The 24828-nt window shown below is 41.1% G+C and carries 31 protein-coding genes; 16 read left to right on the top strand and 15 right to left on the bottom strand.

What is annotated here, in order from left to right:
- Positions 1 to 45: 45 nt before the first annotated feature.
- Entirely contained in the window at positions 46 to 777 is a 732-nt protein-coding gene (locus ABR189_RS10665; protein WP_354660470.1) for a hypothetical protein, read from the top strand.
- A 69-nt stretch (positions 778 to 846) separates the two neighbouring features.
- On the opposite strand, the gene ABR189_RS10660 is transcribed toward ABR189_RS10665, so the two are convergent.
- Positions 847 to 1179: an ArsR/SmtB family transcription factor gene (locus tag ABR189_RS10660; RefSeq protein ID WP_354660469.1), complete on the bottom strand. Its 333-nt coding sequence runs from the start codon at positions 1177 to 1179 to the stop codon at positions 847 to 849.
- A 168-nt stretch (positions 1180 to 1347) separates the two neighbouring features.
- On the opposite strand from ABR189_RS10660, the gene ABR189_RS10655 reads away from it, so the two are divergent.
- Entirely contained in the window at positions 1348 to 4134 is a 2787-nt protein-coding gene (locus tag ABR189_RS10655; RefSeq protein WP_354660468.1) for a TonB-dependent receptor, read from the top strand.
- Positions 4135 to 4185: 51 nt separating this feature from the next.
- The gene (locus tag ABR189_RS10650) at positions 4186 to 5592 is read left to right on the top strand and encodes a beta-helix domain-containing protein (protein ID WP_354660467.1); all 1407 of its coding nucleotides are present in this window, start codon (positions 4186 to 4188) and stop codon (positions 5590 to 5592) included.
- A gap of 64 nt (positions 5593 to 5656) precedes the next feature.
- Here ABR189_RS10650 and ABR189_RS10645 read toward each other — a convergent pair whose 3' ends face one another.
- The 12 genes from ABR189_RS10645 to ABR189_RS10590 form a co-directional block, all read right to left on the bottom strand.
- A complete protein-coding gene (locus ABR189_RS10645; protein WP_354660466.1) occupies positions 5657 to 5926 on the bottom strand; it encodes a hypothetical protein in 270 nt (89 codons plus the stop codon).
- A 234-nt stretch (positions 5927 to 6160) separates the two neighbouring features.
- On the bottom strand, positions 6161 to 6322 hold the full coding sequence (locus ABR189_RS10640) for a hypothetical protein (RefSeq protein ID WP_354660465.1): 162 nt from the start codon (positions 6320 to 6322) through the stop codon (positions 6161 to 6163).
- A gap of 72 nt (positions 6323 to 6394) precedes the next feature.
- The gene (gene sigZ, locus ABR189_RS10635) at positions 6395 to 6955 is read right to left on the bottom strand and encodes an RNA polymerase sigma factor SigZ (RefSeq protein WP_354660464.1); all 561 of its coding nucleotides are present in this window, start codon (positions 6953 to 6955) and stop codon (positions 6395 to 6397) included.
- An 80-nt stretch (positions 6956 to 7035) separates the two neighbouring features.
- Entirely contained in the window at positions 7036 to 7806 is a 771-nt protein-coding gene (locus ABR189_RS10630; protein ID WP_354660463.1) for a metallophosphoesterase family protein, read from the bottom strand.
- A gap of 54 nt (positions 7807 to 7860) precedes the next feature.
- Positions 7861 to 8634 carry a metallophosphoesterase family protein gene (locus ABR189_RS10625; RefSeq protein ID WP_354660462.1) on the bottom strand — a complete coding sequence of 258 codons (774 nt, stop codon included), beginning with the start codon at positions 8632 to 8634 and terminating at the stop codon, positions 7861 to 7863.
- Positions 8635 to 8666: 32 nt separating this feature from the next.
- A complete protein-coding gene (locus ABR189_RS10620; RefSeq protein ID WP_354660461.1) occupies positions 8667 to 9080 on the bottom strand; it encodes an arsenate reductase ArsC in 414 nt (137 codons plus the stop codon).
- A 16-nt stretch (positions 9081 to 9096) separates the two neighbouring features.
- Positions 9097 to 9624 (bottom strand): DUF6428 family protein, encoded by a 528-nt coding sequence (locus ABR189_RS10615; protein ID WP_354660460.1) that lies wholly within the window; start codon positions 9622 to 9624, stop codon positions 9097 to 9099.
- 30 nt (positions 9625 to 9654) lie between these two features.
- On the bottom strand, positions 9655 to 10740 hold the full coding sequence (arsB, locus tag ABR189_RS10610; protein ID WP_354660459.1) for an ACR3 family arsenite efflux transporter: 1086 nt from the start codon (positions 10738 to 10740) through the stop codon (positions 9655 to 9657).
- Positions 10741 to 10758: 18 nt separating this feature from the next.
- Positions 10759 to 11247, bottom strand: coding sequence for a GNAT family N-acetyltransferase (locus ABR189_RS10605; protein ID WP_354660458.1), 489 nt, complete (start codon positions 11245 to 11247; stop codon positions 10759 to 10761).
- Positions 11248 to 11289: 42 nt separating this feature from the next.
- Positions 11290 to 11991, bottom strand: a complete 702-nt coding sequence (locus ABR189_RS10600; protein WP_354660457.1) for an arsenate reductase/protein-tyrosine-phosphatase family protein — start codon at positions 11989 to 11991, stop codon at positions 11290 to 11292.
- Positions 11992 to 12022: 31 nt separating this feature from the next.
- The gene (locus tag ABR189_RS10595) at positions 12023 to 12862 is read right to left on the bottom strand and encodes an arsenite methyltransferase (protein ID WP_354660456.1); all 840 of its coding nucleotides are present in this window, start codon (positions 12860 to 12862) and stop codon (positions 12023 to 12025) included.
- Positions 12863 to 12916: 54 nt separating this feature from the next.
- Positions 12917 to 13246 carry an ArsR/SmtB family transcription factor gene (locus tag ABR189_RS10590; protein WP_354660455.1) on the bottom strand — a complete coding sequence of 110 codons (330 nt, stop codon included), beginning with the start codon at positions 13244 to 13246 and terminating at the stop codon, positions 12917 to 12919.
- Positions 13247 to 13331: 85 nt separating this feature from the next.
- On the opposite strand from ABR189_RS10590, the gene ABR189_RS10585 reads away from it, so the two are divergent.
- The 8 genes from ABR189_RS10585 (at position 13332) to ABR189_RS10550 (ending at position 18437) form a co-directional block, all read left to right on the top strand.
- Positions 13332 to 13946, top strand: a complete 615-nt coding sequence (locus ABR189_RS10585; protein WP_354660454.1) for a Crp/Fnr family transcriptional regulator — start codon at positions 13332 to 13334, stop codon at positions 13944 to 13946.
- A gap of 56 nt (positions 13947 to 14002) precedes the next feature.
- Positions 14003 to 14596, top strand: a complete 594-nt coding sequence (locus tag ABR189_RS10580) for a hypothetical protein (RefSeq protein ID WP_354660453.1) — start codon at positions 14003 to 14005, stop codon at positions 14594 to 14596.
- 173 nt (positions 14597 to 14769) lie between these two features.
- Positions 14770 to 14991 (top strand): hypothetical protein, encoded by a 222-nt coding sequence (locus tag ABR189_RS10575; RefSeq protein WP_354660452.1) that lies wholly within the window; start codon positions 14770 to 14772, stop codon positions 14989 to 14991.
- Between the two features lie 108 nt (positions 14992 to 15099).
- Positions 15100 to 15474, top strand: coding sequence for a hypothetical protein (locus tag ABR189_RS10570; protein ID WP_354660451.1), 375 nt, complete (start codon positions 15100 to 15102; stop codon positions 15472 to 15474).
- Positions 15475 to 15869: 395 nt separating this feature from the next.
- On the top strand, positions 15870 to 16112 hold the full coding sequence (locus ABR189_RS10565; protein WP_354660450.1) for a hypothetical protein: 243 nt from the start codon (positions 15870 to 15872) through the stop codon (positions 16110 to 16112).
- 28 nt (positions 16113 to 16140) lie between these two features.
- Positions 16141 to 17382, top strand: coding sequence for a serine hydrolase domain-containing protein (locus ABR189_RS10560; protein WP_354660449.1), 1242 nt, complete (start codon positions 16141 to 16143; stop codon positions 17380 to 17382).
- Positions 17383 to 17682: 300 nt separating this feature from the next.
- Positions 17683 to 18225, top strand: a complete 543-nt coding sequence (locus ABR189_RS10555; RefSeq protein ID WP_354660448.1) for a hypothetical protein — start codon at positions 17683 to 17685, stop codon at positions 18223 to 18225.
- Between the two features lie 8 nt (positions 18226 to 18233).
- Entirely contained in the window at positions 18234 to 18437 is a 204-nt protein-coding gene (locus tag ABR189_RS10550) for a helix-turn-helix domain-containing protein (protein WP_354660447.1), read from the top strand.
- Between the two features lie 49 nt (positions 18438 to 18486).
- Here ABR189_RS10550 and ABR189_RS10545 read toward each other — a convergent pair whose 3' ends face one another.
- Complete coding sequence (locus ABR189_RS10545; RefSeq protein ID WP_354660446.1) at positions 18487 to 19185, bottom strand: hypothetical protein; 699 nt, start codon at positions 19183 to 19185, stop codon at positions 18487 to 18489.
- Positions 19186 to 19624: 439 nt separating this feature from the next.
- Here ABR189_RS10545 and ABR189_RS10540 point away from each other — a divergent pair, with 439 nt between their 5' ends.
- The gene (locus ABR189_RS10540; RefSeq protein WP_354660445.1) at positions 19625 to 20863 is read left to right on the top strand and encodes a serine hydrolase domain-containing protein; all 1239 of its coding nucleotides are present in this window, start codon (positions 19625 to 19627) and stop codon (positions 20861 to 20863) included.
- Between the two features lie 93 nt (positions 20864 to 20956).
- On the opposite strand, the gene ABR189_RS10535 is transcribed toward ABR189_RS10540, so the two are convergent.
- Positions 20957 to 21229: a DUF4242 domain-containing protein gene (locus tag ABR189_RS10535; RefSeq protein ID WP_354660444.1), complete on the bottom strand. Its 273-nt coding sequence runs from the start codon at positions 21227 to 21229 to the stop codon at positions 20957 to 20959.
- Positions 21230 to 21414: 185 nt separating this feature from the next.
- On the opposite strand from ABR189_RS10535, the gene ABR189_RS10530 reads away from it, so the two are divergent.
- The 4 genes from ABR189_RS10530 (at position 21415) to ABR189_RS10515 (ending at position 24702) form a co-directional block, all read left to right on the top strand.
- Entirely contained in the window at positions 21415 to 22197 is a 783-nt protein-coding gene (locus ABR189_RS10530; RefSeq protein ID WP_354660443.1) for an AraC family transcriptional regulator, read from the top strand.
- A 64-nt stretch (positions 22198 to 22261) separates the two neighbouring features.
- A complete protein-coding gene (locus ABR189_RS10525) occupies positions 22262 to 22807 on the top strand; it encodes a dihydrofolate reductase family protein (protein ID WP_354660442.1) in 546 nt (181 codons plus the stop codon).
- Between the two features lie 112 nt (positions 22808 to 22919).
- Positions 22920 to 23507 carry a sigma-70 family RNA polymerase sigma factor gene (locus ABR189_RS10520; RefSeq protein ID WP_354660441.1) on the top strand — a complete coding sequence of 196 codons (588 nt, stop codon included), beginning with the start codon at positions 22920 to 22922 and terminating at the stop codon, positions 23505 to 23507.
- Between the two features lie 199 nt (positions 23508 to 23706).
- Entirely contained in the window at positions 23707 to 24702 is a 996-nt protein-coding gene (locus tag ABR189_RS10515; protein ID WP_354660440.1) for a FecR family protein, read from the top strand.
- Positions 24703 to 24828: the final 126 nt, after the last annotated feature.

Below are 24828 nucleotides of genomic sequence, written 5' to 3'. Positions count from 1 at the left end.
CTTGTTTTGCTAATTTTTTTAGTATTTTTGTTCCAAATCAAAGATATGAAAGGAATTGAGCTGGAACAGGCGAATGAGGGATTTTATTTCAGGTACCAGGGTTCCGTCATCCGAATCCAGGAGGCCCATTATCCTTTTCTTCCATCCATGCGCCATTTCCTGGAACCCATTATTATTGACCGGAATGAACTTTCCATGCTAAACTTTACCAGTGTAAGGGATTCAAAATATGGCATGTTCGAGAAATTTTCCACAACAGGTGACCGGCTTTTCGTCAAAAAACACGAGAAAGATACCTGGAGCATCGGTATTGGTACCTATGAATCAAAAACGGTAGTTAAATACGTACATCAGCTACAGCGGCTTTATTTTGGGATGTTTGAGGAAATTCTTCGCCGCAGAGGCGATGAACCAGCTCCGGCGCAAAAAAACACCTATTATCTACTGACGGGAAAAGACGTGAGTGTTCCTGCAGGATTCAGTGAGGCTCCTGGAAAATATCACGGCACGCCGGAATTATACAAGGAGCATATTGCTTATCAGGGACAGCTTTATTATGTTGTATGGGATTGCTGGTTGTTGGTCCGTAATATAGATTATGCAATCTGGCGTATTTCTCAGGAATCACCTCTATTTGAATATAAGGGTAGAAAGTGGGGGCTTGCTTTAGTAGGAGGTAAACAGATTAAGCAGGAAGATACATTGGCCGCAGGTAGATGGCTCCAAAATCATCTGGCAGAAAACAACTTGGTAATACAAGGGCTTCATGTTGTATAGCCAGGGTAAAGCGAGTTCCTATAAGTCCATGAATCACTTAACATACCATTAAAATATAATACTCATTTCCTAACAGCAATCATTATCGGCTTCCTTCACCTCCACAAAGAAACCGGCAAACATGTCCCGATACCGCGCCCAATATTCCGGGTTAATACAATAGCAAACGCTCGTCCCCTCAATAGTCCCCTTAATCAACCCTGCATTTTTGAGTTCCTTTAGATGCTGGGACACTGTTGGCTGCGCTAGTCCTAATTCATCTACCAGATCCCCACAAATACAAGTATTCGCTTTTATAAGGTATTGGAGAATCGCAATTCGTGCTGGATGTGCAATTGCCTTTGCCATCTGTGCCAGGTCGTTCTGTTTCTTATTAAATAAATCCGTTTTCGTTAGTCCCATTTTTCCAATTACTTATTGCAATATTACAATACTTGTTTTAAAACCCGATGCTTTGTAGTAATATATTAATCACCTTCTAATCCAGAGTTAATAATTTCTTAACACTATCTGTACATTACTATATTGCGATATAACGATATTTGCCCCGAAATAAAACCAAATCCCGCGATGTATAAAAATCTACTTAGTGTAGCATTGCTTTTCCTTTTATCCCAACTTGTATTCGCACAGAATGGAAAGATTACCGGGCGGGTTGTTGATGATAAAAACGCTCCTATAATTGGCGCATATACACAGATTCCTGCGAGCGGGCTTAAAACAGTTACTGATGTAGAAGGACGCTTTATCTTTAAAGTTGCTGCCGGCCAAAAATACAGTGTCCAGGTTTCTGCAATGAGTTATGTTGCAAAAACTATTAATGATATTGAAGTAAAGGCAGACGGTCAGGAAGATATAGTCATTACACTGGCGCAGAATGTATCCAACCTTAAAGAGGTTAATATCACCACCACTTACAGGAAAGAATCCATCAATTCACTGATTAGTTTTCAGAAAAACACTAATGCAGTTGCGCAGGTAGTATCCGCTGAAGCTATCCGACGATCTCCGGATAAGAATACCAGTGAGGTTTTAAAAAGGATTCCCGGCACCAGTGTACAGGAAGGTAAGTACCTCGTAGTTAGAGGGTTGGCTGATCGGTACAACCAGGCCATGTTAAATGGGGTATTGCTTTCCAGTACCGAACCAGATAGAAAAACATTTTCTTTCGATCTCTTCCCGTCCAATATGATTGATAATATAATTATCAACAATACTTTTATTCCGGAGTATCCGGGTGAATGGGCCGGTGGATTAGTACAGGTAAATACAAAAGATATCCCCAATAATAAGTTTCTCAATATCCAGATCGGAACGAATTTCAATAGTAATACTATTGGAAATGATTTTTACTCCTATAAAGGTGGAAAAACAGACTGGCTTGGATTTGACGATGGAACACGCGCTTTGCCCAAAGGAATGCCGACAAAATCAGTATTTGCAGGGCTAAGTGAGGCAGATAAAATAAACTACGGAAAACAGATGGCTGGTAACGCTTTTTCTGTTAATAAGAATACGAATCCTTTAGCCAGATTAGGGCAGCAGTTTTTAATCAGCGGCGGTACCCGTACCACTATTTTTAACAAAGAGTTTGGGGCTGTATTCGCGGTGAATTATAATCGCTCTATACGCAGGTTGCAATATGACAACGGCTTTTATGTAATAAATGGTATGTCTGCACCTCCCAGCTTTGAATACCAAAATAATAAGTACAGCACGGATATTCTGGAAGGAGCTATGGCAAACTTCTCACTAAAGCTCAACCAGAATAACAAGATTTCATTGAAGAATATCTTCAACGTTACAACCAGTGATTACACCAATTTGCGTGTGGGAAAGGATTATGAGGCTCAACCTACTGATAACATACGTGCAAGAGAGCTGGGATTCAGAGCGAATACTTTCTTCAATACGGTGTTATCTGGTGAACATAACCTACCAACGTACAAGCTCAAACTCGATTGGTACGGCAGCTTCAATATTCTGGATCAGTATATCCCCATGCAGAGACGCATTCAGTATAATCAGACAACAGAAACTAAAGATGCTCCTTACTTGGCATTGTTGTCAAATACACTTTCTCAGAAAAGCGGTAGCATTTATTACTCCACACTTTCCGATTACATATATACTGCCGGTGGCAATCTTACAAAGTCATTCCAACTTTGGGATAGAAAGCAATCTATTAAAGGTGGTTACATGTTGCAGATAAAGGATAGGTTGTTCGATGGTCGGCCATTTGCGGTTAATCTACCTTCCGATAACCTGGCTCTGAGAATGCAGGACGAAGATCACATTTTTGCACCTGAGAATTTCGGTACTGCGGATAATCAACTGGGCTTTAACGAAACTGTAGGGATTCAGTATCGTTACCTGGCAAACTCCATTTTAAACGCAGGTTACATACAGTTTGACAACTCATTTACAGATTGGTTACGTGTTGTATGGGGAGTGCGGTATGAAAACTTCGATCAGTTGGTGGGTAGTACCAGAAAATCAGATGAGCGGTTCAATCATACGCAAGTAGGTGACTTCCTTCCTTCCGTAAATGCCACATTTAAGCTAAATGATAAAACCAATATCCGGGTAGCAGAGTCTCAGACATTGGTTAGACCGGAGTTCCGCGAACTCACTAACCTCGCATTCTATGACTTTGAGATGGGTGCTATCATTACCGGGAGCAAAACTTTGCAGCGGACAAAGATAACTAATCTTGATGCGCGATATGAATATTATCCACGCCCTGGAGAGGTTATTACATTCGGATTATTTTATAAGGACTTTAAAAATCCTATTGAGCTGAAATTTAATCAATCCGGAGTGAATTCATATGCTTTTAACTATGTAAATGCGTTGTCTGCGAAGAGCTACGGTGTTGAACTGGAAGTCAGGAAGAAACTTGATTTTGTAGATGAAAGTCTAAAGAACGTCAGTTTCCAGGGGAATGCCTCTTATATATACAATCGGGTAAATTTTGAAAATAAACAGCAGGACAGACCGATGCAGGGGCAATCACCATATCTTATAAACGCGGGATTTTTATATGATGCAGAAAAAATTGGTCTAACCTCTACTATACTGTTCAATCAAATAGGCCGCAGAATATTATTTGTTGGTAACGACCAGAACCCGGCTATATGGGAAGCGCCAAGACCCTTACTTGACCTGCAAATAGCGAAGAAAATATTGAATTCAAAAGGCGAGATTAAACTGAACATCACTGATCTCATTAATCAAAATGCCAACTTCTATCAGGATCTTGATGATAATAAACGATTCAGTAAATCAAAAGATGTATTAGCGCTCAGGCGTACTTACGGTACAAATTTCAGTCTCATATTTGGATACAATTTTTAATTCTCCTATACAACACGATAAACAATAACGAACACACACACAAACAACAATATGAAAAAATTATTAGTATTTGCAGCTGTTATCGGTTTATTCACCAGCTCCTGCCGTAAAATTGAAGCTGATAACATCATCATTGGTGGTGATGGCAGCAACAATAACGGAACAGAAGTGACACTGCTGGAAGGTAAGATTACTAAAGATCGTACCTTAAAAGCAGGGAATACTTATACTTTGAGAGGAATTGTATATGTGACAGGTGGTGCAAAACTGACGATTGAACCAGGCACAGTTATTCATGGTGAAACTTCATCCAAAGGCGCTCTGGTGATTACCAGGGGGGCGCAGATTAATGCGGATGGCACCAAAGACAAGCCTATCGTTTTTACTTCTGATGCTGGTAGCCCTAAACGTGGTGACTGGGGGGGCGTAGTGATTTGCGGAAAAGCGCCTACCAATGCTTCTTTCAATGGAACACAAGGCGTAGGCCAGGTAGAAGGTGGTGTTAATAACGGAGAGGGATTAGGTTTATATGGTGGTACAGATGCAGCTGATAACTCAGGAACACTGAAATATGTTCGGATCGAGTACGCAGGATACGCATATCTTCCGGATAATGAATTGAATGGTTTAACGCTTGCCGGTGTTGGTAGTGGCACCACAATAGACTATGTAGAGATCTTTAAAGCTAACGATGATGCTATCGAATGCTTCGGTGGCACTGTAAACCTGCGCCATACTATCTTTATCAGCACACTGGATGATGATTTTGATACAGATAATGGTTACAGCGGTACAGTTCAATTCGGCATTGTTCTTCGTGATTCTGCCATTGCTGATGTTTCTAAATCTGAAAGCTGGGAAAGTGATAACGATGCAAACGGTAGTGCGCTTACTCCACAGACAAGTGCTGTATATAGTAATATAACCGCCATCGGTCCACGTGCAACAACAACTAGTGTAGGTAACAGTTTATTCTTATGTGGTGCGCAGATCAGAAGAAATTCCTCTATCTCCATCTACAACTCCGTTATTATGGGATACCCAGTTGGTGTGCTGATTGATGCAAGCAAAGGAGTACCTACAGACAATAACATTCAATCCGGCAAACTCAATATCAAAAATACTATTGTCGCCGGTTGCGCAACACCAGTTAACTACGCAGTCAGTGCTACTCCTACGGGCTGGACGCCGGCTGACGCCAAAACATGGTTTACCACCGCATTATACGGCAATTCCATTTTAGCAACAAACGATGAAGTTAAACTTGCAGCAGCATTTAACTATACAAATCCAGATTTTACTCCACAAGCCGGGTCTCCTTTGCTTACAGGAGGTGCATTTTCAATGGGTAATGCGTCTTCATTCTCCACTGTTACTTTCCGTGGAGCGGTAGGTCCAGCAGGTACACCAGAAGGTGATTGGTGGAAAGGCTGGTCTAAACTTAATCTGACACTCTAAGCAATATCGAGAGAGAGCATAAAAAAGCCGGATTCATCATCCGGCTTTTTTTATGCTCTTCTAATTACTTTCCTGAATTGCGAAGCTGCTGTCGTCTTAGCTTTACCCGCGCCTGATTCTGAATATTAAAATATTCCCGCTGTATCTGTTGAAGTTGTTCTAAATGCTGTTGATAATTAAAATGGAGCATTTCGAGACGTTCCCGATCCTCATCCAACTGATCTTTTATTTGAGTATCCCTTATTATTTGATTGTTCACCAGATCAGGCTCAACAGACAGTGATTTTAGTTTATCGCAAAACTTATTGTGTGTGGAGGTTGTAATATGTCGCATACACTTATGGTTAATATAGGTTGACAAATACCATAACATTGTTACATTGCAATATTACAATAAAAGGAGCTATTTTTTACCTTTTTACGTCATATTTTATTCAAAAAAATCGCTAATAGTTGCCGGGGATGCGGCTGGGTGAAGGTGGAAAAGGTTAAGGGTGAGGAATTAACAGTCGTAATGTCCAGAAATAAGAAAGGCTATAGCTCCTGCCCCGGAACTATAGCCATTAAATTAATTACAGCAATGTTGATTAGGGCAGCAATTGCTTTTCTTTTCGCAACACTGTTCCTTTTGAGCAGCTGGTTTCTTTGCTTTAGCTTTCTTTTCAACACCTCCTGCCATAGCAGCAGTCAGGCTCAGTGCGCAAAGGCTTGCGAATACTAAACGTTTCATCTGGATAAGTTTAAAATTAATAATATATTATCCAGAGTAAGACGAGAAAAGGAAGAAAAGGACGCAGGATTCTCAACAATATTTTTTACCCGGAGCTGAATTTTTGCAACAGGCAACGATGTTGCCGTATTTATCAAATTCATATTCACAGCAGTTGATGATTTCCTCTTTTAGTTTCTCTCTGGCCCTTTGCACCCTTGACTTAGCACCTGACAAAGAAATTCCCATTTTTTCGGCAAACTGCTTCTGCGTTAGCCCCTCCAGTTCGGTAAGAATAAGCGCCTCCCTGTAAATTTGAGGTAAAGATTCAATCATTGGCCGGAGACAATCTGCCAACCGGTATTCGTTATTTATAGCAGTAACTTCACCTTCCCGGTCCGACACAGGTTCTTCTTCATAAGATACAACTTTGCAAACCCGGCGATAGTAATCTGTAACTGCGTTATTTGCCACCTGGTATAGGTATGCCCGAATATTTTGAGCTTTTTCTACCTTTCCCATGTTGATAAACATTTTAAGGTAGACATCCTGCAAAATATCATTACAATGATCGCCGTTTTTCACCTTTTGGCAAATGAACTTCTTCAATTCAGTATTAAACTCATTCCAAATTAAGATATGGGAGGGTTGCATAATTACAGGATTAAATCACTTTATATAATTGGATGGCATTATAGGTAAATCATTACTCCATCCAATGAATATAATTGTAATTAGTATGCCTTTCTAAGCATATCTGCGAAGTCATCAGGTAGTGGGCTATTTTCGACTGCCTGGGCTGCTTTTTCAATATCATAATCAAATCTGATAAACTCCACCTGAATGCTGTCTTTATCTAAGGTACTACTGTTATCCTTAATGTGCAAAAGCACATAACCACCCTGTGGGTTACCATCTTTGGGCTTTCCTATAGAACCGGTATTGATGGCGTGAAGAAACCGGGGGTGTTCCTCTCCATTAGCCAGCACGATCCTGTGATATGGCTTATGAGAATGACCAAAACATAAAATATCTGTACGAGCCTCCAAAAAGGTATTCAGCAGTGCGGCTTCTTCCATATCCTCCAGCAGGTATTCATCAATACTTCTCGGACTACCGTGTACCAGCAGGATAGTGAGAATATCGTTATTTAGTTGGAAGGATATCCGTAAATGCGCTGGTAATGTTTGAAGATAAACCCGGTTATCATTATCTATAATATCGTAAGCATATCCCTTGCCTCCTTTTGATGGTTCTGCAGGTTGTACCCCCTTTACCTTTGCATCATGATTTCCCGCAATAGTCGCAATGCCCCGTTGACGGATCTCCTGAATTACTTCGTTAGGCCAGATGTTGTATCCCACCAGGTCACCCAGGCAATAGATGGCATCCGGATTGTGTTTTGATACATCTTCAAAAAAAGACTGTAAAGCCGGTAGATTGGCGTGAATGTCGCTAAATAATGCAATTTTCATTTGATCGATAGCAGTAAGAAAGTATTTCATGCGGCTGATATTTCATCAGCCGCATGATTTTAAATAAATTATCAATGAAGAGACTTAGATACCAGTTCTCAGGCTTTCTGCATAAGCATCAGGCAGGGGACTGTCCTCCACCGCTTTAGCAGCCTTCTCCACATCATACTCAAAGCGGATGAACTCCACCTGTATGCTGTCTTTGTCATGAATGCTGCTATTGTCATTAATATGCAGCATTACATAGCCTCCACGTGGATCGCCGTCTTTAGGTTTACCAACGGAGCCAATGTTAATGGCGTGTCTGTAGTGCGGGTTTTCGTCCGGCACGGAGGGTAATATCCGGTGATACGGCTTATGTGTATGTCCAAAACACATGATATCCGCATCTGCATCTACCATAATCCTCATCATACTTTTTTCTTCCCTGTCTTCAAATAAATACTCATTGATCTTACGCGGACTACCGTGGACCAGCAGCAAGTTCAACTTATCATTGTTTAGCTGAAACTCCACTTTGATATGGGCCGGTAATGTACGTAGATATTTGCGCTCGTCCTCTGTGACAACCTGATTCGTATAAGATATGGAAACACTTCCATTAGCCTTTTCAGTGTCAGTTTTATAAGCACAACCACAGTCGTCGCTCGTTCTACCGATACCAAAATCATAGTTGCCGGCTATTGCAGGAATACCGCGCTTTCTGATTTCGTTGATCACCTCATTGGGCCATATGTTATATCCCACAAAATCACCCAGGCAGTATATAGCATCAGGCTTTCTTTGGTCTACATCCTTAAAGAACGCTTCCAGGGCCGGTAAATTTGCATGAATGTCGCTGAACAAAGCTATTTTCATAAATAGAATATTGAAGATTGGATAAGATAATTTTATAGATATTGTTCAACAAAATCTTTTGTATAATCCTTGATTGTTTGTCTTACGCTTCTGAACTCAGACATTATCTCATCCTCGCTACCGGTTGCCTTTGCAGGGTCCGGAAAATTCTCATGCAACTTTCTGGCAGACGTAGGGAAAAATGGACATCTTTCCTTTGCATTATCACACACCGTAATTACATAGTCAAAATCAATTCCCTGATATTCATTGATATTATTGGAAGTGTGCTTTGAAATATCAATACCATCTTCTGCCATTGTGGCTATAGCCCGTGGATTCACACCATGTGTTTCAACGCCGGCGCTATAAACTTCTGCTTTATCACCTGCAAAATATCTCAGGTAACCTTCTGCTATCTGACTGCGGCAGCTGTTGCCGGTGCAAAGCACTAATACTTTCTTCATGTGTTGATTTTATAATTTAGCAGCAACCGCCTCCTGGAGTGCAGGACTGACCTGCTTCCATAGCTACCGGTATTTCCAGTGTTTTAGTTTTAGGTGTTCCACAGGTCATACCGCGATCCGTTGCTTTACATTGAGTAGCATCCGGCTGCAGATTAATGACAAGATTTTCTCCTTCTAATAGAAACTCATTAGGATACATTTGGCGGGTATCAAATTCAGAATTACCGAATTCGATCTTCACTGTAGCTTTAGGATTCAAGTCAATATTACTCTCCACCAAGTTTACTATTTTCAGTGCTTTGTTTACAGCCATTGCCCGGTCGGTTTGTTCTTCTTCCGGCTCCCATAACTGAACGATTATTTCAGTCCATGCGTTTACTTTACCGCCACAATCAACAGAGGTGATAGGCGCTTGTTTGATTTCGGTAATATGATAAGAAGGGGCTACCAGTTTGTCCGCCGCATATTGAAACTGCAAAATTTGTTCTGGATATTGTTGCAGCTGATCTTTAAAAGCCTGCCAGGTCATTTTTGAATTACTCATTGTATAATAATTTAAGTTTTTTTTGAAAAATTATGCTTTGGCTGTACTTGCGGGAGCCTCTGTATTACCATACCAGCGTTTACGGAGCCAGAAGGCCACGTTTACCAAAGCAATCAGCGCAGGTACTTCCACTAGTGGCCCGATAACACCGACAAAGGCTTGTCCGGAATTGATACCAAATACGCCGATGGCTACTGCTATCGCCAGTTCAAAGTTGTTACCGGCAGCTGTAAATGCAATGGAAGCGTTTTTGGAATAATCTGCTCCGGCAGCTTTGCCTAAAATAAAGCTCACCAGGAACATGATGGCAAAGTAAACCATCAATGGTATAGCAATCCTTACTACGTCCATCGGGATCTGTACGATCAGCTCACCTTTGAGACTGAACATTACGATAATGGTAAACAGTAATGCAATCAGGGTAATGGGGGAAATAAACGGAATAAACTTCTCCTGAAACCATTCTTCACCTTTTATTGCAATCAGGCTGTATCTGCTGATCACACCGGCTGCGAACGGAATACCAAGATAGATACCAACGCTTTTAGCGATTTCTCCAATGGACACTTCCACTGTTATACCTTTCATACCGAATACTGTAGGAAGCCATGTGATGAAAACGTAAGCATACACGCTATAAAGTAACACCTGGAAAATACTGTTGAGTGCTACAAGTCCGGCTGCATATTCACGGCTACCATCGGCCAGCTCGTTCCATACGATTACCATTGCAATACATCTCGCAAGACCAATAAGAATCAGGCCGGTCATATATTCGGGATATCCATGCAGAAACAACACCGCTAAACCAAACATCAGGATCGGGCCAATCACCCAATTCAGTAAAAGTGATAATGATAGTACTTTGGTGTTGCGGAAAACTTCACCCATCTTATCATACTTAACTTTCGCAAGTGGTGGGTACATCATTAAGATCAAGCCTATCGCCAGCGGTATGTTTGTTGTACCGGTAGAGAAGGAGTTTATGAATCCTGAAGAAGATGGGAAAAAATATCCAATGCTTACGCCAATAGCCATAGCCAGGAATATCCATAATGTCAGGTAACGATCTAAAAAGCTCAATTTCTTACGTTGAGCAGGATTGCAGTTTTGCATGGTTTTATCAGTATATTATTAAATGCCAATTATTGTGCTTCTTCTTTCAAGTAAAACGGTGTCTCGCCAGGTATCGCCCATTTTGCCGATTCGCTCCCGTCTTCCTACCAGGCGGAATCCGCAGGCTTCATGTATTTTAATGCTACCGGTATTTTCAGGAAATATGCCTGCCTGTAAAGTCCAGAGCTTGTTTTCTTCACTTTCAGTAATTAGTGCCTGTAGCAATGCTTTCCCTATTCCTTTACCTTGTGCATCCGGCGCTACATAAACACTTACTTCTGCAACGCCAGCGTACACACATCTACCGGAAACCGGTGTTAATGCTGCCCATCCAAGAACCTTACTATCTTCAACTGTCACCAGACGGCAACTTTTTAAATGTGACTGGTCCCATTCTTCCCATGAAGGAGCAGCGGTTTGAAATGTAGCATTGCCGGTGGAAATACCTTCTTCATATATTGATAGTACCTCTGGGCCATGTGCCGATGTCATTGGAAGGATAGTCATATAAATCACCATTTTGAGTGTTAAAATATAACTACAAGATAATTATTTTAGGCACTCAGTAACTATGTATGACATTTCCTTTGCTATCGTATTAAACTCTTCCTGCAAAGCCTTGTCTTCCGTAATGGTAGCCGGATTGCTGTATTCCAGCTGATCCTTATGGAGGGCACCGGTTAAGTCACTGCAACCATTTTCCTGTTGGTCGCAGGTTTTGAATAAATAGAAACCTGCCTTTTCAACTCCCGCATCAGTCGCGCTTTTAGCGTAAACAACAAGCGGAGTGAATTTATCACCAAATGATACCGAATAGCCAGTACTTCCACTTGGAGCATTGGCCGCTATAGTCGGAAGAGATACCACTTTATAACCAGCTGCTGTAAGTAGCTTAATCAATCGGGGATCAATCTGACCAGTAGTATTTCCAGCTGAAACAACATTCACTCTTTTGATACCATTTGCTGTAATCAAACTTTGGAGCAATATCTGCGCCGCCTGACTTCGGAAAGAATTATCCGGACAGGTGAACATTATTGAAACATCTTTATCTCCCAAACTGCTAGTGATTACTGATTCCAGGTGTTTGATAGCCAGATTATGCTTTTCCGGTATAGATACATTGCTAACGGAAGAAAAATACTTTTCGATAGCCGGATACATCTTTGGCTGACCTGGTGCTGCTGGCGTAAAGCTAAAAGCAATCACCGAAAGCAGTAAAACAATAAGAGGATACAAGAACTTTTTCATAAAAGTGTTTTTATTTCACAGGGTAAATTGTTTAGCAACAGCCTGGAGCGCAACAGGCTGCATCAGCCGGTTTTTCAGCATAAACTGTTATACTGTAGATGCCTGTATCTCCCGCCCTGAAAGCATCGATCTCCTCTTTGCTCATATAGTTGGACAGCAGATCATTGGGAATGTTTATGACTTTTTCTTTTTGGACTGTAATATTCTGGAAGCCATTTGTTTCTATCAATTCCAGATAGACTTGTTTCTGTATCGCGCCAGATACACAGCCTACATACATTTCAGCAGCTCCACGGATACTTTCCGGTAAAGTGCCTTGTAGCACAACATCTGAAATACTGAAATGACCACCAGGTTTCAACACCCGGAATATCTCTTTAACAACTCCGTTCTTATTCGGTACAAGGTTCAGTACACAATTACTTACAACCACATCTGCAACATTGGCGGTTACAGGCATTTTTTCAATATCACCCTGGCGGAATTCAACGTTATTAAAACCCAACTTATCCGCATTCGCTCTGGCTTTTTCCAGCATGGCAGGTGTAAAGTCTATTCCGATTACTTTACCGCTTTCACCAGTTTCCTGACGCGCAACAAAGCAATCATTACCAGCGCCGGAACCAAGATCTATCACAGTATCACCCTTCTTGATTTTTGCAAACTGGGTAGGAAGGCCACAGCCCAGTCCGAGGTCTGCATCAGGATTATACCCTTCGAGGGAGGTATAATCGTCACTCATGATATGATATACTTCTGTTGAGCAGCAGCCGGAGCCACAGCAGGAAGATTCGTTTGTAGCTTTGTCCTGCAATGCAATTTCACTGTATTTCTGTCTTACGATCTCCTTCATTTGTTCATCGGTAGCCATAGTATAAAAGTTATTGTATAATTGCAATATTGCGATATATTTAAGCAAATTTTTTTAGCAACAAGATTTTGCCTCAGCAGCTTCTTTGAAGAATGCACCGAGGATGTTGTGATATTGGTTCCATACCTTCGGGTTGATGCAGTAACATACACTGGCACCTTCAATAGTTCCTTGAATAAGACCAGCCGTTTTCAACTCTTTCAAATGTTGAGAAGTAGTTGCCTGTGCCAAACCAAGCTCGTCCACAAGATCACCACATACGCAGGCGTTCTTTTTAACGAGATATTGCAAAATAGCTATCCGGGCTGGATGCGCCAGCGCTTTAGCCATATTGGCTATGTCGTTCTGTTGTTTAGTAAATAAGTCTGATTTTGTAGCTCCCATAAAATTATATCATTAGCACATCGCAATATTACGATTACTTTCTAAATTTGCAAAGAAAAGTTCACTTTCTTAATATAAAATTCACATGATGTACGGTAAAGTCAATATGGAGGCGGGTCCGGAAGTTTTCTACCAGTTTTTAAAGAATCTGGCCCCTGTGAATAAATCAGAGTTTATGCAAAGCATGGCATTTTTCCATACTAAAACACTGAAAAAGGGCGATGTCTTCATTCACCACCAGGAGATTGCGCGGAAAGCGGCATTTATAGTTTCAGGTATACTCCGTTCTTATTATATTACTGACAATGGGGCGGAAATTACCTACTGCTTTTGTACTGAAAGTAGGTTTTCAACATCTTTTAAGAGTTTTATTTCGCAAACACCTTCTCAGTATATCATGGAAGCCTCTACAGATGCAGAATTACTTATAATTAGCTACGAGGATCTGCAGTACCTCTACTCAACGTTCCCCGTTTGGCAGCAGATTGGAAGGATAGCGACGGAACAGGAATACATGGAGCTGGAGAAATTCACTTCAATTCTTCAGGGAGAAAATGCTATACAGAAGTATCAGAGAATGTTGAATGAAGCACCGGAGATCATTCAACAAGTTCCAGTAAACCATATCGCCAGCTACCTCGGAGTTACCAGGGAAACATTAAGCAGAATCAGAAAACAAGTCAGTGCGGAAATTCGGTGACAAATATCAATTATTCTGGTACTGACTGATCATAGCTTTGAATCAAAATCTGAGCTATGGAATTCGCATTCATTACAACAGCATTACTGCTTATTGCATTTGGGGTATTAGGGATATTTGATGGAGTATATCTCCACTTGATAAAATACAGGTTATACAATCATCCTGAAAGCCGCATGGAGCATTTAACTCATACCATCCGAATGATATTTTTTCCCCCGATCTTATATTTTCTTTATATGGGGAATGATAATAACAGCTTCATTGTTGGACTAGTGCTGGTTTTAGCCGATATTATTGTCCTCGGTCTTGACGCCTATTTAGAGGGCGACAGTAGGAAATTTATGGGTGGCCTTCCTCGATGGGAATATATCATCCATCTTTTTGTAAATGGCTTTCATTTCGCTGCTGTAGCTGTTTTTCTGGTTATTAAAGTTGATTTATCTGGAGGACATTTTGATATCCGTAATAATTTATCTGATCTCCCTGGTTATTCAGTTATGTTATTCGTGGCAAAGAATTTCATACCAGGGTCAATCGTATTCGCAGCTTTGCATGTACTGGGCCTGTTTAAATCCGGGGCAGCTTGGCTAAATGCTATCAATGATAGACTTTTGAGTAGAAAAACAATATCCGAGCAGGTGAAATAAAACTCCAATGACACCAGCAAAATCAACATCTATTTATGAAAATAATATTCTCATTTGGATATAAGAATTGTTATTAGGATCATGGCTCCAATTATACAAAAAGGTATATTACATGGATTCATCGCGCCTGTATCCAATAATCTAATATTACCAAACCTACACACAGTTATAATATGGCTAATTTTCTTGATCAAATTCCATTATCTGATGAAAACCTTCCAGAGAAATTAACCCCTGAAATGCTCCGTGGCTATCCAGGTTGTGAACATTATAATGATGAACAAGCTCACGAAATTATAAACACAATAGAGAAATTAGCTATTATTTTACTTGATGTAACTGTCCCACCAAGTAATTTACCGGAAAATAAGGACGAAGATTTGTTGAGTGATTAGGCTATTAATGCCTTGCACAAAATCAATTAGTGGCCTAACGTAGATACGCAGATACATTGCGTATTGAACTCTTATCTTATTCCTGTTTATCTCAAATAAAAAATGACTATGGCACTGACAGATTTTTTCAGAATTAACCTGCCTTATGGCATCGCCAAAAATGAAAATGGCCATTGGATGGCGTTTAACCGTGAATATTTACCAATCGGCTTTTCCGAAGAAGGGGTAAAAAGGAATTTCAACATTAATTCCGTCTCTGAGTTTCCTGTGCATACGTTCTATAAGGGAATGACCGATGACTTTCTGCTTAAATTAGGATGGGGTGGAGAGGATTCAATAACAAGAAAAGATGATGGAGAGATTATAACAGTATTCTTTTATAATGATGCTACTAATCCGCGAAACCAGTCTAAGGATATTCCGGAGCTATGGAACAATTATTTTGAGAGGTTAAAACTGCTATCCAGCAAGGAAAGAAAGTGAAATTAATTGCAACTATCGGTAACATTATCAAATTTCTATAACTTTCCTATCGACAGGTTGGTACGAGGAAAACAAGATAGCCACCACCGTAGTGAGAATTATTTAACAACTAACTACGACGAGATATTGATGCTCAGAACTAAGGAGTTCCTGATCTGGCTTTATCCCATGACTCTCTAGTACACTACTACATTTTGGAATTAATTGACACAAATTATATCTTGCGATAGATACTCTTCGTGATCGCAAGTGCAATACAGTGAGTAGATCCAAAGCTATTTATTCAACATGTTGAAATTCAATATATTGCGATATCAGGGCGTCGTCCAGTCGTCCCGACTGAAATTAAAAAGCTCTAAAGTCTTTAGTGATAAAGGTTTTAGAGCTTTTTTGTTTTGGATAAATCTTCACTTGCTGTAGTAGTAGGTAACCCAAAAATGCCCTTTAAATACCCTGTTTGGGCTGTAAAATGGGTTGCTCCAAATAAATCAAAAAAAGGCGAAATCATTATTGCCAATAATATTAAACCTATAGCTACTCCTGCTATAATAGAAGAGGTTAAACCCCTATTTTTAAATGATCTGGTACAAAAGTTTAACCATTGGGGTAATAATATCAGTATATTTAACGATGTGTAGAAACACACCACATGCTTAATGACAATCTATGATCTATCCTATTATCAGGCACCTCACCTTCCTTACGGCATGCCTGCTGACCCTGATTCAACCAGCCTTTGCGCAATATAGCAGTGCGGGTGCCCTTACCGCTAAATTGGAGAATATTCAAAAGAAAAGCGGTCTTACCGGTTTCGCTGTAGCGGTAGTAACGCCGGATAGTATCCTTTATCAGCATGCCTTTGGTTTTTCTGATGTAGCTGCACAACAGCCATATACGGTTCATACACTGCAGCCTATTGCTTCTGTTAGTAAAACCTTTGTAGGAGTGGCCATTGTAAAAGCCATTGAACTGGGGTTATTTACGCTGGAAACACCTGTAAATGATATCCTGCCGTTCCCGATAATAAACCCGGACTACCCTACGGCAGTTATCAGGGTAAAGCACCTGGTAAGCCATACCTCCGGCATTACAGACCGGCCGGAAGCATTTAAAAAGGGGTATGTAATATGTGACGATGCTACCAGGGGGAATTCACTACTACAGCAATTGTTAAAAGCCGGGTATGGCAACGGTGATAATAGGTACACGCTGCCGGCTTATCTCACAGATTATTTGCAGGCAACCGGAAAACTTTACAGCAAAAAAAACTTCAAAAAAGCAAAGCCAGGAACAGTTTATGAATATAGTAACGTTGGAACAGCTTTGGCGGCATGGCTCATTGCATTAAAGTCCGGTATGACTTTCCCCGAATTTAGCAGTCGCTATATTTTTACTCCCCTCAAAATGGAACATACTTCCTGGCGCACCTCCTGTGAGTCGCCGGCTGGGATGGCGCAGTTGTACGATGAAGCCGGAAATGTATATCCGCGTTACCGGGAAGCTTCTTATCCGGATGGAGGACTTGTTACCTCCTGTAGCGAACTCTCCGTTTACTTACAGGAAATGATAAAAGGATATACAGGGAAAGATGGATTACTGAAAAAAGAGTCTTATAAATTGTTGTATAAACCTATGTTTCCTGCAGGCGAAGCACCTAAAGGGATCGATGAAAAGGAACCCAATATCGGTGTCCTGTGGATACACCGCATGAATGGTGTAATAGGTCATACAGGCTCCGACGCAGGAGTAGGTGCCTTTATGTTTTTTAAACCGGAAAAACAATTGGGGTTGATCCTGATCACAAATACAGACATCGAAAATATGCAGCACGGCGCTACCCGGCAACTGGCAGATTTTGTGGCAGTCTGGAAGGAAATCGGGGATTACGGAAAACAGGTACTCCCCTAAATCTGTCGTCCCACGCGCAGCAGTAAGAATAGATTTCATATTAACTAACGAAATGCAAACAAAACTAACAGTTTACAACAAATCATACCCAAAGCCAAGCGTATTTATCTAAAAGAACTGGGCCATATTGCGGCCGACAACAGTGAGCAACCGTTAAAAGTGGCGAATGTACTTTTAGATTTTTTTAAATTTCAAGATCGTTTGCCAATTACTGATTAATGAATGTATTTAAAATAAAACGATAAATTTATTTTGTTTTATTTTAAATATTATTACTTTTGAGGCATAAATAACATTCCAATGCCTAAAGTAGCCTTCTCTAAATTATTCCTTATTAAATTGGTTTTGTGGGGTGCCATTTTTTTTTCCGCACAAGCACTGATCTATCATATCCGGTGGTTCATCCCTTTTCTAAATCATCAGACCACACCTATGCTTTTTATTGGTAAAATCCCTACGTTATGGTTCGTTGTTCAGATTTGTAGCAATTCCATTTTTTTGATCGTGGGGCTTCTGTTGCTTAATCTGTTTAGAAAATACCAGCGAACCGGTTTTTTTGACAAACAAACGCTGCAAATATTCAATGCGATTATCTATAGTTGTCTCGGACTTGCTTTACTAGGAATTATCCAGACGATTGCTAATAATTTGTACGAAGTACACCTTCAACAGTGGACATCGCCAGTAAGCATTGCCAACCTTGCTTTACGATCCTTTACCAGACTATTGATTTTTAAAGAACCGCAAACGATGTATTTGCTGCTGGCAATTATCCTGTGGTCGGTTAAGCAATTTGTTACAAAGGCCTTGATTATTAAGCAGGAGAATGAATCATTTGTATAAATATAAATATGGCGATAATAATCAATTTAGATGTGATGATGGCAAAGCGGAAGATGTCACTGAATGAGCTTTCTCAAAGGGTGGGCCTTACAAATGTGAATTTATCCATTTTGAAAAATGGTAAAGCCAAAGGAGTGAGGTTTGATACATTGGAAGCGATTTGTAAAGTGCTGGATTGTCAGCCTGGTGATATTCTTGAATATCGCGAATAATCAAACTTGTGTTGTTTTTACTACTGATTCAGCCGCTGAAAAGTTAAATTTAGCAGATCAGCAATAACCTGCTTTGTCCGGGTTTTTCCTTTGGTGCACGGTGAAGGCAAGGAGGAACCCGGCTTTCAGGATGATCTACAGCCAGCCTCCATAGGTTTCCTGAGCCTAAGCTTATTGGTCGTGCATTAGGTTTAGCCTGATAGTGCAGATCAAAGAAATGTTCGCTTAAGAATGATTCAAAACCTTCATCTGCTCCATCATATAGTTTTTTCAGTTCATTACGTATTTCGGGAATGAGTACTTTCTTTTCGCCTTGTGAATTAGGCAATATTTCACTGGACTCGCCATAATAGGTACATAAAAAGGTATCGGTTGGTATAGGAGAGCGATCTACATGAAAAGAATAAACATCGGTTGGGAAAAAGGGGAGGGTATTATCCCGGTCATAGTATCCGATCACATTAAGGATTGGCGATGCACCATGAGTTTTCAATGCCTTCAAGTCATTTAAAAGAATTTCACAGGCAAGTTGCCCCTGTTCACTCAACTGAAGTGCACGAAGTGCCTCTGGTTCAATTTCCGTTATGTTTCCGTTTAGCGATACCTTTTTAACAATTTCAGAAAAATCACCTATTAGGTTACGGGTCCAACAAATGGCATTGATTTCTCCATTAAATGGTGTGGACACAAGGTCTTGAAAATTCGTAACACAGTGAATATGTTTCTCAGCAGGAGATAAATCTGTCATGATAGTCAATATAAAATCCTCTGACAATGAAGTACGGCTATTTTCGTTTATAACTGAAATTTTTCCATAGTCGCCAAATCTCTTAAAATGTATCCAATCGATCTAATCTTCCAAAATCTGGCATGCATGATCCTTACTTCTACTCTCGAGATCTATATCTCCTGCTGTGTCGCCGAAGATGGCAATCAGTCCAGCCAAGTCTGTGTGAGTGGTTAATTGCTTGAAAATCCACAATTAGTTTTCAATTGATAGTCAAAGTCAAAAGCCTCATCCTTTCCTTGAGATGGTAAATAGTCAATCAGTGCTTGCGAATCTATTGCATTTGAATGGCTTTTTAGTGCCTATTCATATCTAGTGTAAATAATTTTTTAAAAAACAGGGATTGCATAACAGGCGTTTTTTTCAAGTTCGTATATTTGGAACCACAATAGCCCTAATCATGAAAACTCGAAAAATATGCCTGCTATTGGCATCGTTGTTACCCAATGTTATTGCTTTCCCTGTTATTGCACAAAAATCAGATGTAGCGCTTAAAGATAGAATTACCCAGGTAGAGAACTCTCTGGCGACTGCTATCGTGTATAGCCAGGATAGTATGATCCCCGCCGTTAACCTTCTCCAAAGGATGAAAGAATTGAACGTAAAGGGTGTCAGTATTGCTGTTATCAATAATTATAAAATTGACTGGGCAAAAGCTTATGGATGGGCCGACGAGTCGGAACATAAACAAGCTGATATCCATACCCTTTTTCAGGCTGCTTCTATTAGCAAGACCATTAACAGCATGGGCCTGCTTAAATTAGTTCAGATGGGAAAAGTTGACCTGGACACTGATGTGAATCAATATCTTAAGACCTGGAAAGTGCCCTATGACAGCATAGGGGCAGGTACAGTTATCACTTTAAGAAATCTACTGAGTCATTCAGGGGGAATGAGCGTATCAGGATTTTCGGGTTACGAGCGTGGCGCGAGCATACCCCGTATTGATCAGATCCTGGATGGTATTCCTCCCGCCAACTCGGCAGCAGTCAGGCATATCTCAAAGCCAGGCAATAAGTTTGAATATTCAGGTGGCGGTATAACGATCTCACAATTGTTGTTAACAGATGTTACCGGGGAAAGATATGACAACTTTATGTCCAGGGAAGTATTCCAACCACTACAAATGACCGATAGCCGGTATGTATTAAATGGTGACACCTCTAATGTAGCCGCTGGTTATTATAGCGATGGTAAACCCGTAAAAGGTAAATACCACATTTATCCTGAGTATGCAGCAGCAGGACTCTGGACTACCCCTACCGATCTGGCAAAGTATATAATCGACTGCCAGCTGACACTAGCGGGAAAATCTGGGAAGGTATTATCCCCAGCGATGATGCAGGAGCGTTTTCAGCCGGTAGTCATGTACAATGAAAGCAAGGTGGCACTCGGTGTATTTCTGCGGTATAAAAATGGGGCTTTTTATTTTAATCATAATGGAGGAAACGAGGGATTCACCTGTGCTTCATATGGTAGTCTCAAAGATGGGTATGGCGTAGTCGTTATGACCAACAGTAACAATAGTCAGCTGATGCTGGAAGTTTGTAACAGTGTTGCCAGGGTTTACAATTGGGACCGTTTCTACATCCCCAGGATCGAGAAGGGAGTTAAGCCTGCAAAAGATAACAACCGGTGATCATACGATCATCGTAACCAGGCAGGAGGTAAAGAACCGTGCCAGGTGCATTTCCGTTTTATATCAGAAAAGCATTTAAAAGATGCTGTCAGCCTATTCTGCAGTGGCAGGATCAATAATCGCAGCTACTTCATTGATGGCGTTGGCTGGAAATCCTCCGTGTTTTGCGTGCTCACGGATCATTTCTTCATTAGGTGCGATATAAACACAATAAATCTTATCGCCAGTCACATAGCTATGGATCCATTGAATTTGTGGGCCCATATTGCTGAGGACGCCGCAGGAAGTTTGCGAAATTGCTTTTAATTGTTCTCCTGTGAGTTTACCTGCACCAGGTATTTCCCTTTCGATAACATACTTAGGCATAAGTTCAGGTTTTAATTTTTTAACACATGACAGTTAAAATGTTGCTGGGGTTTTTACAGGTTCTGGCGTTTGAAGGATCATCAATGGGGTAGTAAAAAATATGCATCCTAAATATACGGAATTTTTTTAAAAGATGCGCTGGATTTGCCACCATCACCGGGCCTTATTGGCTATATTTGTAAAGTATGCGTATTCAAATCCATGATATTATTCCTGCCTTGCAGCCGTATATCAGGTTGATCTGCACCATGGCGTGTGACGATGCAGCTGAAACAACCTGTATTCGTGTGCTGCCTGATGCTTGTGTGGAATTGTTTCTGAACTATACCAGTACGCCTGTGGCCATCATTAGTCATGAATTACATCAACGCAGTATCGCTACTTTCCGGATGAGCCGGCCTATGGATGTGCAGATGCGGAAGGGGGCCGGGGTGGTGGCCGTCTGTTTCCACCCAGGCATGGCTTACCGGTTTATGCAAGTCCCTATGCATGGATTATCGGATACCACTACTGCGCTTGCTGATATATGGAAAGGTACGGCGGCAGAGATAGAAGAAAAAATGGCAGGTGCTGATAATAATGAGGTGCGGGTAGGGTTGGTACAACAGTACCTGTTTAAGCAACTGGCTCATGGTGAAAGTGATTTGCAGCTAACTTATTGTCTTACACAGGCACGATTGTCCGGTGGATTGGTACCGGTAGGAAGGCTTGCTGGAGATACCGGGCTCAGCCAGCGCCATCTTTCAAGAAAATTTCAGGAGTATGTTGGGTTGTCGCCTAAAGAATTCCTGCGTGTTTCCCGGTTCATATTTTCCCTTGATCATCTGAAAAAATATCCTGTATACTCCCTTACTGAAATTGCTTACAAAAGCGGTTATTACGACCAGGCTCACTTTATCCGTGATTACAGGCGCTACTCAGGTTACACACCGGGCCAGGTAGTGCAAAACCGGCACATTTTATACTGATGTCCGTTTTGTACAATTAATTATAAGCAACCCTATGCATTTTTGCAATTCAAATATTAACCGTATGAGAAAATTAATATTGGGATTGGCCATCACGTTGGATGGATATATTGAAGGCCCTAATGGAGAGTACGACTGGTGTTTTACAGATCAGGACTATGGATTAAACGAATTTTTTGACCGCATTGATGCGATCTTCATTGGCCGGAAGAGCTATGAAATAGCGGAGCAGCAGCGTGAAGGGAATAACGGAGAAATGATACCAGGAATGCCTGCGTTGACGGAATATGTGTTTTCTAAAACACTGACATCGGTGAAGGAAGGTGCTGTACTGATATCAGGAAATAGTATTGCTGAAGCACGAAGAATTAAGCATCTGCCAGGGAAAGACATCTGGCTATTTGGCGGCGCGGTGTTATTTGATGCTTTTATGAAGGCGGGGCTCGTAGATGAATTATGGATGTCAGTGCATCCGATATTGCTTGGCAGCGGTAAACTCCTGTTCCGTGAACTGGAGGGAAGAAGCCACCTCAAACTGCTGGAAAGTAAAACATATGATACCGGGTTGGTATCCTTACGCTATAGCATAGAAAACGGAAAAACGTTGTAACAGAGAACGGCAGCCTTATGGTTGCCGTTCTCTGTTACTGTATTGTTTACATAAACTTAATATCGCGTTAATATTTAAACACCCATTTTTGTATCGGTAATGAATAAATCCGATGGACTATAAGCAAGCATCTGATATGGAGTTGTTGCTATGTTGTAAGAAAGACGACATCAGGGCATACAATGAGCTGGTAGATCGTTATGCGCCCCGTCTGTATAAAATTGGATTACGCTACCTCCGGGATGGGTTTATAGTAGAAGAACTGGCAATGGATCTGCTGTTTAATATATGGGAACGCAGAAATGATATTCAGATTGATTATAGTTTTTCCGCCTATCTTTTCAAGGCTTTTCGCAATATGATTGTTAGGCAGTTAAGTAAAAATATTCCACTTACCGGTCCAATAGAAGCCGTAACAGAGCAAGAATTACCTTTTTCTACCAGAACTGCTGATGACAACCTGATCTGTGAACAGACGGAGCTGCTTTATCATAAAAACCTGGCCCGGCTAAGCCCTCAGCGAAGAATCGTATTTGAGCTGAGCCGGGAAGAAAATCTTAGCTATAAAGCTATTGCAGAACGCACCGGACTTTCCCTGAATACTGTTGAAAATTACATGGCTGCTGCACTGGAGAGCCTGCGCAAGAATTTCAGTAAATACACGATTCATTTTTGGATAACGATGTTGTTAGTACTATAACCCCTCACACCTGCTTTTATTCCAATTTTCTTTTCTTTTTTATCTGGGATATAAAAATATTCTACAGACAGGTTGCATTTAAGCACTATTCCAAAAAAAAATTCTCCGGAGTAGGTGGTAGAGGTATCCTTTTGGTAACTATATAGATAGAAGCAAGCAAATAATGAACGATTACCCTACCGGATTATTAAAAAAATTTTTGGATAACCGATGTTCTCCGGAAGAGTTGGAACAGGTGCGGCTGCTACTGCAACATCCAGAGAACAGCGAATTACTGGACAGCCTCATTGCCGGCCAGGCTGCTGCCGATTGGGAAGCCACCGGTTATGCGAATGAGGAATTACAGCCTACAGTGGCACGCTGGAAAAAGCAGCTGAATGAACGTATATACAGGCAATCCGGGGGCAGCGTTAAGCACCTATGGATCCGCAAGCTACGTATTGCCGCCGCTGTTATAGCCGGGGTATTGCTTTTAGGTGGTATTGCTTTCCGGAGCCTGAAAAATACAGTACCCACTTATGTACAACAGCGTAATCCGGGTGGGATACCAGTAAAGTATATACTGCCAGACAGTACGGAGGTGCACCTGGCGGCAGGTAGCCAAATTCGTTATCCAGTAAGGTTTTCAGAAAATAAAAGGGTAATCTTTTTAGAGGGGGAAGCATTTTTCGATGTAAAACCTGATCCGGAAAAACCTTTCATCATTCAAACAGGTGAGGTACATACCAGGGTGCTGGGAACCTCTTTCCGGATCACAGCATTTAAGGGCGCATTGCTGGAAGTTGCGGTAGCCACTGGTAAGGTACAGGTTACAGATCATCAAAAAGGACAGCTCCGGGAGTTGGCAGTGCTGAGCCAAGGGCGTAAGGTGAGCTACAACCCTGTAAACGGATCGGTTGAGCAGAAAGCGGTAGATCCGGCTTCATTGGAAAAATGGGCAACGGGTGAAGTATATTTTGAAGAACAACGTCTGGACAGTATTACAGAAGTGCTACAGCGTATCTATGGTGTGGAATTCCGGCTGGAGCAGTCAACACTTGGGATAAGTCGTGTCAGCGCTGCTTTCTCGGCTACAGAGCCATTGGAAAGTGTGATGGAGATGCTGGCCTTTGTTGGTAAGTTCCAATATAGCTATGATATGGAAAAGCAATTGTATACACTTTACCTAAATAAGAAGCCTATAGATAAAAAATAAAGCAATGTATAACAAAAAAACATTCCTGCCGTAAGGCAGGAACGCTGATAGTACATCTGGCCGTTACGATTGGTAGTCCGACCGGCCTTATGCACAATGCTCACAGATCAATAGAAATTAAACCCG

The sequence above is a fragment of the Chitinophaga sp. H8 genome, assembly GCF_040567655.1.
Classification (GTDB): Bacteria; Bacteroidota; Bacteroidia; order Chitinophagales; family Chitinophagaceae; genus Chitinophaga; species Chitinophaga defluvii.
This window is presented reverse-complemented; position numbering and strand designations above follow the sequence as displayed.